Genomic DNA, 14,518 nt, shown 5'->3' on the forward strand with positions numbered 1-14,518 from the left:
TATTTTATAAGGCGTTGTACCCGGCTTGCGGCAGCGTGACGGTGAAGGTGGAGCCCACGCCTAACTGACTCTGGACGGCAATGGTGCCCCCGGCATTCTCAATCAAGCGCTTAATCATGTAGAGGCCCACGCCCGAGCCTTCGACGTGGGTGTGCAGGCGCTTGAACATCTGGAAGAGCTTGCCCTGCTGGGCCGCGTCCAGGCCCAGGCCGTTGTCCTGCACTTCGAGCACCAGCTGGTGGGCGGTGCAGCGCGTGCGCAGGTGCACCACGGGCGCGCGGTCGGGGGCGCGGTACTTCACCGCGTTGCTGAGCAGGTTGTAGACAATGCTGCGCAGGTCTTTGGCGGCGAAGCGAACGGGCGGGCAGTCGGCCACTTCCAGCAGCAGGCGGGCCTGGGTGCCTTCCAGCAGGGGCAGCAAGTCCTGGCGCACGTCCTCGATGATGCGGGCCACGTCCACTTCTTCCGGCGCCGGGCCGGTTTGGGGCTGCAGGTACGACACGTCGGTGAGGTGGCCCACCGTCTGCTGGAAGCGGGCGATGGCCCCGCGCACCCGCTTCATCAGCTGGGGCACCATCGGCTCCTGGTCGTCGGGGGGCAGGTACTCGCTCAGCACGTCGAGCAGGCCCTCGATGTTGGCGATAGGGGCCTTCAGGTCGTGCGAGGCGGTGTAGACGAAGGTGTCGAGGTCGGCATTGGTGCGCTCCAGCTGGCGCTGAAGCTCCACCTGCTCATGGACGTCAAACGTGAGGCCGGCCGACCCGCTCAGCTGGCCGTCGGCCCCCGCGATGGGCTGGCTGCGGCTGAGCATCCAGCGGTAGTGGCCGTCGTGGCGGCGAAAGCGGTAGGGAGTGCTCTGCCACGGCTGGCCGGCCGCCACGGCCGCCGCGAAGCGGGGCTGCTGCACGGCCAGGTCGTCGGGATGCACGGCGGCCCAGGCTTCATCGAGCGTGGCCAGCGCACTGGCCTCCAGGCCCGTCCAGGCAAAGAACGAGTCGTTGAGGTACACCAGGTGGCCGGCCGCGTCGGTACGAAAGAGAAACGCGGAGGCGTGGGCCGTGAGCAGGCGCAGCTCGGTGGCGGCTTCCTCCACCCGGCGGCGGGTCAGCACCTGCTCCGTGACGTCGTAGAGAAAGGCGGCCACGCCGGCAATGCGCCCCTCCTCGCGGTAGGGCTGGTAGGAAAACGTCACGAAGCGCGGGCTGCCGGGCTGCCAGTCGGCCAGGGGCATGTCCAGCACCACCTGCGGCTCGCCGGTGCGGAAGACGCGGTCCAGCAGCTGGACCAGGCTCGCCAGTTGGAGCTGTGGGTAGGCCTGGGGCAGCGTCAGGCCGCGCTGGACGTCGTGGCCCGGCTCGGGGGGAAACAGCTCCGTGAAGGCCGGGTTGAAGTAGTCGATGCGGTGGTCGGGCTCGCGCAGCAGCACCACGGCCACCGGGGCCTGCTCGAATACCTGGTAGAGGTCTTGCCGCTCCTGGGCCTTGCGCTGGGCCACGGCCAGCATGGCGGCCTGCAGCGTTTCGGCCTGGCGGCGGGTGCGCACCTGCGCGGTCACGTCCACGGCAAAGACCAGGATGCCCTGCACGCGCCCCTGCCCATCGGTCAGGGGCTGGTAGGTCAGGTCGAGGTAGTGCTGGGCCGTGGGCTGGCCCGGCGGGTGCAGAATGACGGCCACCTCGCGGCCCAGGTAGGGCTGGCCGGTGGCGTAGACCTGGTCGAGCACCTGGATAAAGCCCTGCTCGACCACCTCGGGCAGGGCTTCGGCCACGGACGCGCCCAGCGTGGCCCGCCCGGCCACGAGTTGCTGGTAGAGGTCGTTGGCGAAGGAAAAGCGGTGCTCGGGGCCGCTGAGCGTGGCCACAAAGGCAGGCAACTGGCGCAGTATCTGGTGCAGCAGGTTCTGCTGCTCAGCCAGCTGGGCCGCCCGCTCCTGCACGCGGGCTTCGAGTTCCTGGTTGAGCTGGTCTACCTGCTGGCGGGCCAGCACCTGGTCCGTGACTTCCGTCGCCAGGCAAACCACCCCGCTGCGTTGCCCGTGCTCGTCGTATTGGGGCCGGTAGATGATGTTGAAGTAGCCTTGGGTAGGCCGCTGGCTGCCGGTGCGCGCAATCAGCACGGGCACGGCGCGCAAGTCGTGGGGAGTACCCTCCCGGAAGGTGCTGTCCATCAGCGCCTCTAATCCTTGTTCGCGTAGGTCGGGGGCCGCATCAAAAATGGGGTGGCCGACCAGTTGAGCGGCCGGGCGATTCAGGATATGGCCAATTTCCTCATTGGCCAGTTCGACGAGGTGATGGGGCCCACGAAACAAGCCAATGGCGACCGAGGCCTGTTCAAACACCCGCACCAGGTCAGCCCGCTCCCGCTCGGCCGCGGCCCGGGCTTGCTGCTCGCGGGCCTGGCTCTGGCGCAGGGCTTCTTCGGCGTCGGTGCGGGGAAAGTTGGCAGTATCAGTGAAGTTGACGACCAGCAGGTTTTCGTAGCGCTGGGCCACGAGCACAAAGTAGCCGTCAAGGCCATCGGCCCGGTAGTAGGTCTGGTTGCGCTGCAGCTCGCCCGTTTCAAAGGCCTGGCAGCACTTGGCAAATACGCCATCGGCCTGCGCGGTGGGAAAGAGCGTGAGCAGCGAGGCGGCCGGCACCGCCGGTTGCTGGAGCATCTGCTGGCCGGCCGGGTTGAGGTGCACCCAGGCAAAATCCCGGATGACGGCCGTTTCGGCCTCGTAGAGCGGCCGCAGGACGGCCACGGCCGTCAGGGACATGGTGAGCAACGTGTGCAGCAGCCCGGTGGGATGGGCCACATCGGCCGGCAGCCCCGGCGCAGAGGGATTCAGCATAAGAAAGTTGGCTTCGCGCCGGAACACCCGCAGCCGCTACCGCAGCGGGCTACATACTAATGAGCCGGAAGTACGCTCACAATCAAACAAAATTACCCGTCAGGCAGCCATCACCCGCGGCGCCCGCCAGGCAGGGCGCTCCCGCCCCACCAAGTTCAGGCGCCAAGCGGAGGGCGCACCGGGATACTCGCCGATGGCAGCAGCGCCGATAGTCCGGCGACGGTTTCCCGCAAGTTCACCAGGCGCCGCTGCACGACGTGGAGGGCGGCATCGGCAAACTGGGCGCGCAGGCGGCGAATAAGAGCCCGCAAAAGGTTGATGTCCTCGATGGCCAATTGTTGCACGGCCGGCCAGCGGGGTGCGCCTGCCGCTTCGGTTACGTATTGCCACCGCGTGGTGATGGCCTGGCTGGCAATGGCGGCCAGCTCATTCAGCACAGCTTCTTCCTGGCTGGTAAAGGCCCGCGACTGATTGTCGCTCAAACACATGACCCCGACAGCATAGTGCTGCTCGATGAGCAGGGGCGCGCCCGCATAAAACTCCATCCGAAACCGTTGCGCCGTTTGCCAGTGCGGCGAATCGCTGCCCTGACTGATGTCGTTGAGCACCACCGTGGCGTGTTGGTGCACCGCCATGGAGCAAAGCGCCGCCTCGCGGGGCAGTACCCGCAGGTCCGGCACGCCGTGCGTGGCCGGAAAATCTACCTGCGCACCGTCGACGAGCGACAGAAAAGCAACCGGCAACCCAAAGATGTGGGCGGCCAGCGTGGTCAACTCCTGAAAGATGGGCTCTTGAAAGGCGGTTGGAACGTGGTACTTCCGAATAATCAGGAGCCGGGCCTGTTCATTGGGCGGCTCCAGATGGGAGTAAGACATTTAGAATAGTCGTAATAGAGATAACCGGGCTCGTACGAAATCCCGACAGTAAAGGTTATGCAGGTACGCAGGTGCCTCGGTGGCCCCGGTATTGTGAATAGAAAACGGGCTACCTTTTTTCTCAAGAACGGAGCCGGACTGCTTTTGCTAATTCGCCCCATTCACAGCCCGAATCAAACAACCCGCCGCAGCTTGAGAAACGAAAAGCCTCAGCGGTGCGGAGGCTCTTGGGGGTATTTGGGTAACGAAAATTTACGAAGGCTGGAAAATGGATTTTCATCCGCACGGCTGCCTGAAGCTTGGTTTCCAATTAAAAGTTGAAGCTGCGTTTGGGCCACGGCCGGCTCACCGCCAGCCCGGCCAGTAGCACCAGCCAACAAGGAAAAAGCCACGCATCGGGGGCAACGGCAGCAGTACCAACTACCGTGCCCGGCGCAGGCGAGAGCTCAATTAGGGGCCCGCTTTTCACCAAACCCCCACCTAAAAGTGCCGACCTTGCAAGGGAATGGCTCCGCCGCCAAACTCTGGCGTCCCTGCAACCGAAATTCCCCTGAATGCCTGATTCGCCCTCCCGCTACACCCGCTTCCTCGCCTGGCTCGACCAGCGCCTGCTCCGTCGGCTCTACACCGACCGGGTGCGCCGGCTGATTTTGCAGAGCTTCCCGTTCTGGTTTGCGTCGGTGGTGGTGGGCGGGGTGGCCGTGGTCTACGAGCGGCTGTTTGCCTGGGCCGAGCAGCTGAGCTTTGCCTGGCTGCGCCACCAGCCGCTGCTGGCGTTCGGGCTCACGCCGCTGGCCTTTCTGGTGTCGTGGGTGCTGGTGCAGCAGTTGGCTCCGGCGGCGCGGGGCAGCGGCATTCCGCAGGTGATGGCCGGCATCGAGCTATCGACCCCCAGCCAGCACCACCGCGTGGGCTATCTGTTGAGCTTGCGCGTGGCCATCATGAAGGTACTGAGCAGCGTGGCCCTGCTGCTGGGCGGCGGCGTCATTGGCCGCGAGGGGCCGACCATCCAGATTTCAGCGGCCATTTTCCGGGCCATCAACCGCCTACAGCCGGCGGGCTGGCCGCAGCTCTCGCGCCAGATTGCCCTGGTCACGGGCGGCGCGGCCGGCCTGGCAGCGGCGTTCAATACCCCGCTGGGCGGCATCGTATTCGTGGTCGAAGAGCTGACCCAGATGCACATGGCCCGCTTTCGGATGGCCGTGTTTTCGGCCGTCATCATCGCCGGGCTCACGGCCCAGGCCTTCCTGGGCCCCTACCTCTACCTGGGCTTCCCGAAGGTGACGGCCCACGTGGGCTGGATTCTGGCCACGGTGGTACTGGTGGCCGTGGTATGCGGCCTGGCCGGAGCGTTGTTTGCCAAAACGCTGCTGTGGCTGGGCGCTTACCGCAAGCGTTTCGCCAGCTTCGGCCAGCAGGCGGGCTGGGTGCTGGCCTGCGGCCTGCTGATGGCCGGGCTGGCCTACCTGGTGGGCCAGGAGGGCGTGGGCACGGGCAAGCCCATTATCAACCGGCTGCTGTTTGCCAACGATAGCCAAACGCCCTGGTACCTGTTTCCGGCGCGCTTCGCGGGCATGGCTCTGAGCTACAGCGGCGGCGGGGCGGGCGGCGTGTTTGCCACCTCGCTCAGCGCCGGGGCCATCCTGGGCGACGGCCTGTGCCGGCTGGGCGCGGTGCCCCTCGAAGACCGCAACCTGCTGATTCTGGTGAGCATGGTCAGCTTCCTGACGGGCGTGGTGCGCTCGCCCTTCACGGCCGCCATCCTGGTACTGGAAATGACGGACCGCCACTCGGCCATCTTTCAACTCTTGCTCAGCGGGATGATGGCGCAGGCCGTAGCCTCGCTCATCGACCCGCACTCGCTCTATGAACACCTGAAAGTGAGCTTCATGCGCGAAACCCTCGACCAGCCCGCGCCAAAACTGACTTCCCGCCCGGAGCGGGAGGAAGTTGCTGAACGCGACGAAAGGGGCTAATTGGCCGCGGAAGTAGCCGCGGCCAGCGGCAGGCTGGCCACGCCCACCACGTGGTGCGAGCCGGTTTCCTGCACCAGCACCACCGCCCGCAGATTCGCGGTTTTCCAGGCGGCATCCAGGTTGAGCGGCGCGGTCGCGGTGAATGTGCCATCGGCGCCTACGCTGCCTAGCGTGCGCCAGGCGCGTACCACCGCCGCGTGACGCAATAGGCGCCCCGAGTTTTCGCCCCGCCCTACCTGGCTGGAAAGGCCGGTTTCGGTGAGTGCCAGCTCGACGCGGGCGGCCGGAGTGCCAGCAGGCAGCTGTCCCACGCTGACTCGCAGCATGCCGGGAGCGGACGCGGCCAGCGTGACGGTGGCCCTGGGCACCTGGGCGGCTTTCGCGACGGTTTCGGCCAGGGTGCTGCGCTGGTTGCCCACGAACTCATAGCGGCCATTTACGACGGCCTGGGGCGTGTAGCTGCCCGTCTTGAAGCCCTGCGCGTACCAGCGCTGGCGCTCGGTGAACTGGGGCGCGGAAAACGGGTCTTTCCAGCCCAGGCGATTCCAGTAGTCGACGTGCTGGCCCAGGGCGATAACTTCCACGCCGGTCACCGATTGGGCGGTTTCCAACTCGCGCAGGGCCGCATCGGCTGCTGGGCAGGACGAGCAGCCTTCGGAGGTGAACAACTCGACCACCACCGGCACACGCCCGGCGGCTGGGGTGTTCGATTCAGCTAGGCCCGCCGCAACGATGAGCACGGGCAACAGGATAACTAGGGAGCGTGCCATATAATGGGAAATAAGAATTTGAAGATGAGTGCCAGAGGACTAGACGCGGCAGCTGGCAAGTGCTTACACCTAGTCCGAAAAAGGTGGCGAACGACGAGGTATGCTAACGGTATCTTGTATACGTCGGCCCGCAGCGGGAAAAGACGGGTTGTAGCGATGAACGAGCCGGCGCATCTGGTAGAGCGCCGCGCTGGTTGGCGTGGGCTTTTAGCTGACTTCGGCTACGAAAAAACGGCAATACATGCCCAGCTTATTGCTGCTCAGCACCCTGGCTGCTCAGGCCCAAACCCCAACCGTTTCCCTCATGATTTCGGCTTTGGCCGTGAGCGACACCGCGCCCACTTTTCAAGGCCAGCATGCCGCCGGCCGGCCCGTATAAAAGCGCCAGTTGCTCAAAAAAAGGCCCGTGGTGCTTACCACGTCACGTGCTAGGCCACCTGAAGCGCCGAGTAGCCACCCGCGCCTATCACGCCGACAGCGGCCCCAATTTCACCGCCCCCGACCAGCCCCCCTGCCAGCCGCTGCCCCCAGCCACCGGCGCGGCTCCCGACAGCCAACCGCTGGGCACTTAGTGGCTGGAGCATCTTAAGTAGAAGTGGCCCAGTTGGTCGGATATTCCTTTCTTAGCTTGGCCAAGCTGAAGAAGCTGCGGTATATAGCGTGAGCAGGTGCCACGTGACATAGTGGCTTATTTTACTCAATAAACCAGACATAAGTCATACACGCTCAATAAGTTTACAAGCGTTTGGGTAATGCGCTGCTATTTTGTAGTCGTCCTTGGTTGGGAAATGGTCCGGTCATGCTGTTGAAATATAGCATAAAGTCAAACCACCTTTACATTCACTAAACCAAGTGCCGCGCCGCCATTCGCTCCAAGTAATTTGATGCCGAATGACTCGCACCTATACTGCGGATAAAACCGGGGGCAATAATTAAAAAGGCCACTCACGATATCGTAAGTGGCCTTTTAGCGCTCCCTCCTGGGCTCGAACCAGGGACCCTCTGATTAACAGTCAGATGCTCTAACCGGCTGAGCTAAGGAAGCTTTTTCTAGTCCGAAACCCGGTTGTTGTTGTTTCGGAGTGCAAATCTACAAACGTCTTTTGAAGATAAGCAAGCCGACTGCAACTTTTTTTCTTAAAATTTCCAATGACGCTCAGTTTGTAATATTGAGTTGGGAGCCTTGTTGGCTGACACTGTACTGCTTGAGCGGCCGTGGGGCCGGTCCACCGGTGATTTGGCCCTGTAAATTAAATTGGGAATTGCAGCACGAATCGCGCATAAACAGGCGTGAATTGCGGTCTAAAGTCACCGTAGCGCAGGCGTTATAGGGCTGGTAAGGGCAGTTGCGCTCAAAGGCCAGATAAGAATTCGCATTTTGCCGCACCACAATCACGCCCTTCACGCCTCCGTCGCCAGCGGGGCCTTTCACAGGCAGTGTCACGGCACCATTGTCGACGCGCAGGCGGCTGTATTCCTGCGTGGTGAGGTTGATGCTCAGGTTGACCGGCGCATAGGGAATGGCCGGCTGGTCGTCGTTTTTGCTACCGCAGCTGGCCAGCGCTAAGGCAATACCAGCGGCAGGGAGAATCCAGGAATAGCAGCTCATAAGGTTTAATTTAAGCAGGAAAACGATAAGCCACTTCAAGCACCAATAGTTCGGCGCTCGAAGTGGCTTATACAGCAAACGCCAACCGGTAGCGTTTATTTTTTAAACAGCGAATTGACGTAAGTGTGCCGGTCGAAAAGCTGTAAATCGGTCATCTTCTCCCCTACCCCGATGTAGCGCACCGGAATGCTGAACTGGTCCGAGATGCCAATGACCACGCCGCCGCGGGCCGTGCCATCGAGCTTGGTGATGGCCAGGGCCGTTACCTCAGTGGCTTTGGTGAACTCCTTGGCTTGCATGAAGGCATTCTGACCCGTGCTACCGTCGAGTACCAGCAGCACCTCGTGCGGGGCGTCGGGAATCATCTTCTGCATCACGCGCTTGATTTTGCTCAGTTCGTTCATCAGGTTCACCTTGTTGTGCAGGCGGCCGGCCGTGTCGATAATGACGACATCAGCGCCCATTTCTACGCCTTTTTTCACGGCGTCAAAGGCCACCGAAGCGGGGTCGGTGTTCATGCCGTGGCTCACCACGGGCACGCCCACGCGCTGCCCCCAGATGATGAGCTGGTCCACGGCCGCGGCCCGGAAGGTATCGGCGGCGCCCAGCACCACTTTTTTGCCGGCCGAGTGGAAGCGGTGGGCCAGCTTGCCGATGGTCGTGGTTTTGCCCACGCCATTCACGCCCACCACCATGATAACGTATGGCTGCCCGGTGCTGCCCGCACTGTCCAGCACGGCCGTGGAGCCCGATTTATTGTCCTCCAGCAGCGCTGCGATTTCCTCGCGCAGGATGCGGTCCAGCTCGCCGGTGCTCACGTATTTGTCGCGGGCCACGCGGGCCTCGATGCGGTCGATAACCTTCACCGTGGTTTCGATGCCCACATCGGCGTGCACCAACAGGCTTTCCAGGTCGTCGAGCACGGCTTCGTCCACGGTGCTTTTGCCCACCACGGCCTTGCTCAGCTGCTCGAAGAAGTTGGTTTTGGTTTTTTCCAGGCCCGCGTCCAGTGAGGCCTGCTGGGCGGGGGTTTCTTTATCCTTTTTAAAAAAATCGAAGAGGCCCATGGGGGTTCTGTCATGCTGAGCTTGCGAAGCAACTTATCACGTTCGCCCTGCTCGGATTGGTAACTCTACTGAAAGCCGCCGTGATAAGCGTTTTCGGCGTCAGCATGACAAAAGTCAGCATGACAAGGGGTATAACACGCAAAAAGTCCCACGAAGGTGGGACTTTTTTAACTTTTACAAAGCTATGGCAGCCTGCAACTATTTGTTGCCGGTAGCGAGGTATTCCTGCACTTTGTCGAGGAGCACCATTTCTTCTTTGAAGGTGTAAGCACCGGTTTTCTCCGATTTCACAGCCCGAATCACCTTCGCCCAGTTCTTGGCGTTCTCGGTGGTTTTCAGCGTAGCAACTACTTTCTTAGCCATTGTTCAGGTTATTTAATTTCCTTGTGAACGGTCATTTTCTTGAGGATGGGGTTGAATTTCTTCAACTCGATGCGCTCAGGGGTGTTCTTGCGGTTCTTGGTGGTGATGTAGCGCGAGGTGCCCGGCATCCCCGAGGTTTTATGCTCGGTGCATTCCATGATAACCTGCACCCGGTTTCCTTTCTTGGCCATCTCGACGGGGGTGTGTGTTTTTAAATTTAGGACTGCAAAGGTACGGGGATTTTTGGAAATGCCAAAGCAACTTAACGCAACTTTCAGTCGGCGAAGCAGAACGGAGCCACAAACAGCTGGGAAAACGTCATGCTGAGCGCAGTCGAAGCATCTCTACCGCAGCAGCGAATTCAATCACAGGAAAAGGATTACTACCACACGCGAGGTGCTTTGGCTGTGCTCAGCATGACGTTCTGCGTCTTAAGACCGAAAGCCCACTATTACTTCAAATCCGGCAGCTTAAACCCCTCCAACGCGCTGGGCTCGGCCATGAGCTTTTCGATATCGGCTACGGTGCGGGGGGCTTCGGCCGACAGGTTTTCGTAGCCGGTGGGCGTAATCAGGGCGTCGTCTTCGATGCGGACGCCAATGTTCCACCACTTGGGGTCGCAAGGCGAGCCGGCGGGGATGTAGATGCCGGGCTCGACGGTAATGACGTTGCCGACCTGCAGCGGGCCGTAGCTGCCGCTGTCGTGCACATCGAGGCCGAGGTAGTGGCTGGCGCCGTGCGGGTAGTAGCGGCTGAATTCGTCTTTCTTTTTGATAATGCCGAGCTTTTGCAGGCCGGCGGCTACCACGTCCTGGGTGGCTTTGTTGGGGGCGTCGAAGTCGGCGCCGGGGCGGCAGGCGGCAAAGCCGGCTTCCTGGGCAGCCAGCACCAGCTCGTAAATCTGGCGCTGGGCGGGGCTGAAGGTGCCGGAGGGCGGCGCGGTGCGCGTCACGTCGGCCGAGTAGCCGTGGTATTCGGCACCGCAGTCCATGAGCACGAGGTCGTTGTCGAGGCGCTGGCGGTCGTTGGTTTCGTAATGCAGAATACAGCCGTTGGCCCCGCCGCCCACGATGCTGGGGTAGCCCTGGAACTCTGCGCCGTAGCGGCGGTACACATACTCGTGCAGGCCCTGCACATCCATTTCGCCCATGTCGGGGCGCAGCAGCTTCAGCACTTCGCGCTGGCCTTGGGCGCTGATGCGGATGGCCCGGCGCAGCAGCACCAGTTCCTCGGGCGTTTTGATGGCGCGCAGGTCGCCGAGCTTTTCGCCCAGCGTGGCGTCGTCGAGGCGGCCGGGCGGATGGGCGGCGATGGCGGCTTTGCGGGCGGCATCGGTGGTGGCGGCGATGTAGTCGCGAATCAGCGGGGACTTTCCCAGGGCGGGGCTTTCCTTTACTTGGCTGCTCAAATACTCGGCAAAACCTTTGGAGCGGGTGAGCCCGAAGCGCCGAACAGCATTTTCCCATTCGCTCACGTCCGCGCTGTAGTCAGCGGGCAGGCCGGCCTGCTGGCGGAAGGTGGCCACCAGGTTGTGCAGGTCGGCGGGGTTGCGGGCGTCGTCGCGCGTATCGGCGGGCAGGTGGTCGAAAAGCACTTTGTCAAAATCGGCCCACTTGAGGCCGGCAGCGGCGAAGTCCTTGTTGTCGGCCGTGTATTGCAGGGCCAGTTGCCCTTTGGCGCCGGCAGCGCCCAACCGGCGGCCAGTCCAAGACTCGCGCGCCGGGTCGCGGGGCTGGGTGAACAAGGCCTCGGTAATGCCCGGCTGGCCACCCACGGTGCGCGGCTCCTTGAAGAGCAGCAGCACGGCGTCGGGCTCCTCGTAACCGGTGAGGTAGTGGAAATCGGGGTTTTGGTGGTAGACGTAGTCCACGTCGTTGGCCCGGTTGCGGACGGGCGCGGCAAACACCACGGCCACGCTATTGGGCGGCAACTGGGCCCGCAACAGCTCGCGGCGCTGCTTGTGGAAGGCCGGCGAAAGGAAATCGGTGGGCCGAGCGGGCGCCGCAGCGTCCACCATCGGCTCCGGAATGGACGTGGGCGCCTGCGCGGCGGCCCCGAAGCCGGCCAGCCCCAGCCAGCTCACTAAAATCATCTGTGAAACGCGCTGCCACGGCCGTGGCACCATAAATCGGGGGTAAAATTGAGGCAGCATAAAATCAGGCTGGGCAAAAAGAATCCGGCGATAAGGCAAGATAGCCGCCAACAGACAAAGCCAGCGCCGCTGCGATTGCCTGAGAGACAACCGCAGCGGCGCTGGCTTTAGGTAGCAAGTAGTGAATATTCAGCAATAAGCTGCCTTTGGTGGCGCTTATTGCTTGCTAGTCAGCACTCAATACTGAAAATTCTAGTAAACGATGAAGCCCTGCTCCTTGGCCTTCTTCAAGGTGGCCATGATGCCGTTCTTGTTGATGGTGCGGATGGTGGAGGTAGCTACTTTCAGCGTCACCCAGGCGTCTTGCTCGGGGATGTAGAAGCGCTTTTTCTGCAGGTTCGGATAGAACTTGCGCTTGGTCTTGTTGTTAGCGTGCGAAACGTTGTTACCAACGCGGGTACGCTTGCCGGTCAAATCACAAACACGGGCCATGATATCGGAGGGTTAAATTTTATACAAAGCAGGGAAACGGGCCGCAAATATCGGCAAAAGTCTGGCATTCACCAAACACCCCGCCCTATTTCCCGTCGGATGCCCCTCCAGTGGCTGCTTTGGGCCGAAATTTCCAGGGACAGTGGCGGCAGCCGCTCCGGCAGCAGCTGCCCCGGCGAAGGTGGTACTGCTCGGTGAAGACAAGGTAACCCTCGGGCGTATAGTAGAAATCGCCGGGCTGGAGCGGCTGGGGCTGGGCTGGGGGCATCGGTGCATCAAAGTTACGGCGGCGGCTGTTGGAAGAAATTTGCGTGGTACCTTGCTATTGTTAATCTTCAACTATTTCCCATGAAAGCACCTTTTCGCCTGTTGCTGCTGGCTGGCCTCGCCGGGTTTTCGAGCCTAGCCGAATTGGTTTATGCGCAGGGCACCACGCCGGTGGTGCTGACCGCCGACACGGCCCCGGCCAGTGTGCGGCCGGCCCTGACCCGCGATGAAACCGCCCTGGCCGACCCCATGCGCGAGGCCCTGCGGACGCTGCCCCAGGCGAAAAAGCGCTTTCTGGCCGGCCTGCCTTCCGGCGACCAGTTTCTGCTCTCGGTGCGGGTCATTGCGACGGACACCAGCTTTCGGCAGGTTTCGGCACGGGTGCTGGGCTGGCACGGCAGTACTGTGCAAGCGCTTCTGCTGCCCGACGCCAAGAACTCAGCCAGCGCCACCGAGCCGGTGCCGGTGAGCTTCCCCGAAACCGCCGTGGTGGACTGGACGCTGTTGCGCGCTAGCGGCCGCGAGGAGGGAAATTATGTGGGCCGATACATTGATACCTCGCGGCAAATGGAAAACCTGCCCTTTCGCTAGGAAACGGTCAGGACATTTAAATAAAAAGCTGTTTTATGGACGGTCATGCTGAGCTTGTCGAAGCATCTCTACCGCGCAAGCAATTCATTTACTGCTGCGGCAGAGATGCTTCGACAAGCTCAGCATGACCGTTTCTATAAATTCAAATACTGTGCAATGCTTTCGGCCCTGATGGCCGAAAAAACGTAAGTTCGTGGACTCATTTCCCGTTCCCACCGACTTATGAATACCTCCGCCTCCCCCACCGCTACCAGCGCCCGCGCCGAGCAGCTGATGCAACTCGAAGACCAGTACGGCGCCCACAACTACCACCCGCTGCCCGTGGTGCTGAGCCGCGGCGAAGGCCCCCTGCTGTGGGATGTGGACGGCAAGCAGTATTTCGACTTTCTTTCAGCATACTCGGCTGTTAACCAGGGGCATTGCCACCCGCGCATCATCGGGGCACTCACCAAGCAGGCGCAGCAGCTCACGCTCACGTCGCGGGCCTTTTTTAATGACCAGCTGGGCGCGGCTGAGAAGCAACTGTGCGAGCTGTTTGGCTACGACAAAGCGCTGTTGATGAACTCCGGCGCCGAAGCTGTGGAAACGGCCCTGAAGCTGGCCCGCAAGTGGGGCTACCAGGAGAAGGGCATCGCCCCAAACATGGCCCGCATCATCGTGGCCGAGCATAACTTTCACGGGCGCACCACGGGCATCATTTCCTTCAGCACCGACGGCGACAGCACGGGCGGTTTCGGGCCCTACATGCCGGGCTACCAAGTGGTGCCGTATGAAGATTTGGAGGCGCTGGAGGAGGCGGTGAAAGAGCCGCATGTGTGCGCGTTTTTGGTCGAGCCCATTCAGGGCGAAGCGGGTGTGATGGTGCCGTCGGAAGGGTACTTGAAGAAGGCGGCGGCCATTTGCCAGGCACATAATGTGCTGTTTATTGCCGATGAAATTCAGACCGGGCTGTGTCGCACGGGCCGCATGCTGGCGTGTGATTACGAGGGCGTGGACCCCGATATTCTTATTTTGGGCAAGGCGTTGAGCGGCGGCGTAATGCCGGTATCGGCGGTGCTGGCAAATGACATTATCATGCTCACCATTCAGCCGGGGCAGCACGGCTCTACGTTTGGCGGCAACCCGCTGGCCTGCGCCGTGATGCGCGCCGCGCTGGACGTGCTGATGGACGAAAAGCTGGCCGATAAAGCCTTCGCGCTGGGCGAAATCTTCCGCGAGCGCATGCGCCAGGTGCAGGCCAAGCGCCCCGAGCTGGTGGACCTGGTGCGCGGCAAGGGCCTGCTCAACGCGGTGGTTATCAATCCCACCGACGACGGCCGCACGGCCTGGGACGTGTGCGTGACGCTGATGGAGCACGGCGTGCTGGCCAAGCCCACGCACGGCGACATCATCCGCTTCGCCCCGCCGCTGGTGATTACGGAAGAGCAATTGAATGCCGCCTGCGACGTGATTGAGGAGGTGATTCTGGCGTTTTAAGTTATTCTTTGAATCGTCTGTCATCCTGAGCGCAGCGAAGGACCTTCTCACGCCTGGACAAGCAATTCAATCGTGAGAAGGTCCTTCGCTGCGCTCAGGATGACAGG

General features: G+C 61.9%; 15 protein-coding genes and 1 tRNA gene. 5 read left to right on the forward strand and 11 right to left on the reverse strand.

The features are described from left to right. Positions 1-4: 4 nt before the first annotated feature. Both Q5H92_RS01840 and Q5H92_RS01845 read right to left on the reverse strand, forming a co-directional pair. Positions 5-2,833, reverse strand: a complete 2,829-nt coding sequence (locus tag Q5H92_RS01840; protein WP_305009759.1) for a PAS domain-containing sensor histidine kinase — start codon at positions 2,831-2,833, stop codon at positions 5-7. A gap of 155 nt (positions 2,834-2,988) precedes the next feature. Continuing rightward, the gene (locus tag Q5H92_RS01845) at positions 2,989-3,708 is read right to left on the reverse strand and encodes a GAF domain-containing protein (protein WP_305009760.1); all 720 of its coding nucleotides are present in this window, start codon (positions 3,706-3,708) and stop codon (positions 2,989-2,991) included. Between the two features lie 554 nt (positions 3,709-4,262). Between Q5H92_RS01845 and Q5H92_RS01850 the strand changes: the two genes are divergently transcribed. After that, entirely contained in the window at positions 4,263-5,684 is a 1,422-nt protein-coding gene (locus tag Q5H92_RS01850; RefSeq protein WP_305009761.1) for a chloride channel protein, read from the forward strand. On the opposite strand, the gene Q5H92_RS01855 is transcribed toward Q5H92_RS01850, so the two are convergent. Beyond that, positions 5,681-6,454 carry a DUF1223 domain-containing protein gene (locus tag Q5H92_RS01855; protein ID WP_305009762.1) on the reverse strand — a complete coding sequence of 258 codons (774 nt, stop codon included), beginning with the start codon at positions 6,452-6,454 and terminating at the stop codon, positions 5,681-5,683. The genes Q5H92_RS01850 and Q5H92_RS01855 overlap by 4 nt on opposite strands. Before the next feature lie 241 nt (positions 6,455-6,695). On the opposite strand from Q5H92_RS01855, the gene Q5H92_RS01860 reads away from it, so the two are divergent. Both Q5H92_RS01860 and Q5H92_RS01865 read left to right on the forward strand, forming a co-directional pair. Next, positions 6,696-6,833 (forward strand): hypothetical protein, encoded by a 138-nt coding sequence (locus tag Q5H92_RS01860; protein WP_305009763.1) that lies wholly within the window; start codon positions 6,696-6,698, stop codon positions 6,831-6,833. Positions 6,834-6,879: 46 nt separating this feature from the next. Continuing rightward, positions 6,880-7,026, forward strand: coding sequence for a hypothetical protein (locus Q5H92_RS01865; RefSeq protein WP_305009764.1), 147 nt, complete (start codon positions 6,880-6,882; stop codon positions 7,024-7,026). 399 nt (positions 7,027-7,425) lie between these two features. Here the strand turns inward: Q5H92_RS01865 and Q5H92_RS01870 are convergent. The 8 genes from Q5H92_RS01870 to Q5H92_RS01905 form a co-directional block, all read right to left on the reverse strand. Then, positions 7,426-7,499 (reverse strand) — tRNA-Asn (locus tag Q5H92_RS01870). Positions 7,500-7,610: 111 nt separating this feature from the next. Continuing rightward, entirely contained in the window at positions 7,611-8,063 is a 453-nt protein-coding gene (locus Q5H92_RS01875; protein WP_305009765.1) for a Rieske (2Fe-2S) protein, read from the reverse strand. 95 nt (positions 8,064-8,158) lie between these two features. Continuing rightward, positions 8,159-9,130, reverse strand: coding sequence for a signal recognition particle-docking protein FtsY (ftsY, locus tag Q5H92_RS01880; protein ID WP_305009766.1), 972 nt, complete (start codon positions 9,128-9,130; stop codon positions 8,159-8,161). Between the two features lie 198 nt (positions 9,131-9,328). Further along, positions 9,329-9,493 carry a DUF4295 domain-containing protein gene (locus Q5H92_RS01885; protein WP_196295226.1) on the reverse strand — a complete coding sequence of 55 codons (165 nt, stop codon included), beginning with the start codon at positions 9,491-9,493 and terminating at the stop codon, positions 9,329-9,331. Positions 9,494-9,501: 8 nt separating this feature from the next. Further along, positions 9,502-9,684: a 50S ribosomal protein L33 gene (gene rpmG, locus Q5H92_RS01890; protein WP_035567317.1), complete on the reverse strand. Its 183-nt coding sequence runs from the start codon at positions 9,682-9,684 to the stop codon at positions 9,502-9,504. A gap of 260 nt (positions 9,685-9,944) precedes the next feature. Continuing rightward, the gene (locus tag Q5H92_RS01895) at positions 9,945-11,645 is read right to left on the reverse strand and encodes an aminopeptidase P N-terminal domain-containing protein (protein ID WP_305009767.1); all 1,701 of its coding nucleotides are present in this window, start codon (positions 11,643-11,645) and stop codon (positions 9,945-9,947) included. A 192-nt stretch (positions 11,646-11,837) separates the two neighbouring features. Beyond that, the gene (rpmB, locus tag Q5H92_RS01900) at positions 11,838-12,077 is read right to left on the reverse strand and encodes a 50S ribosomal protein L28 (RefSeq protein WP_305009768.1); all 240 of its coding nucleotides are present in this window, start codon (positions 12,075-12,077) and stop codon (positions 11,838-11,840) included. 85 nt (positions 12,078-12,162) lie between these two features. After that, positions 12,163-12,345 carry a C1orf53 family protein gene (locus Q5H92_RS01905; RefSeq protein ID WP_305009769.1) on the reverse strand — a complete coding sequence of 61 codons (183 nt, stop codon included), beginning with the start codon at positions 12,343-12,345 and terminating at the stop codon, positions 12,163-12,165. Between the two features lie 80 nt (positions 12,346-12,425). On the opposite strand from Q5H92_RS01905, the gene Q5H92_RS01910 reads away from it, so the two are divergent. Together Q5H92_RS01910 and rocD are read left to right on the forward strand one after the other, a co-directional pair. Further along, positions 12,426-12,935 carry a hypothetical protein gene (locus tag Q5H92_RS01910; RefSeq protein WP_305009770.1) on the forward strand — a complete coding sequence of 170 codons (510 nt, stop codon included), beginning with the start codon at positions 12,426-12,428 and terminating at the stop codon, positions 12,933-12,935. A 222-nt stretch (positions 12,936-13,157) separates the two neighbouring features. Continuing rightward, on the forward strand, positions 13,158-14,411 hold the full coding sequence (gene rocD, locus Q5H92_RS01915) for an ornithine--oxo-acid transaminase (RefSeq protein ID WP_305009771.1): 1,254 nt from the start codon (positions 13,158-13,160) through the stop codon (positions 14,409-14,411). Positions 14,412-14,518 lie beyond the last annotated feature (107 nt).

Origin of the sequence: Hymenobacter mellowenesis (assembly GCF_030581005.1) — a bacterium.
Classification (GTDB): domain Bacteria; phylum Bacteroidota; class Bacteroidia; order Cytophagales; family Hymenobacteraceae; genus Hymenobacter; species Hymenobacter mellowenesis.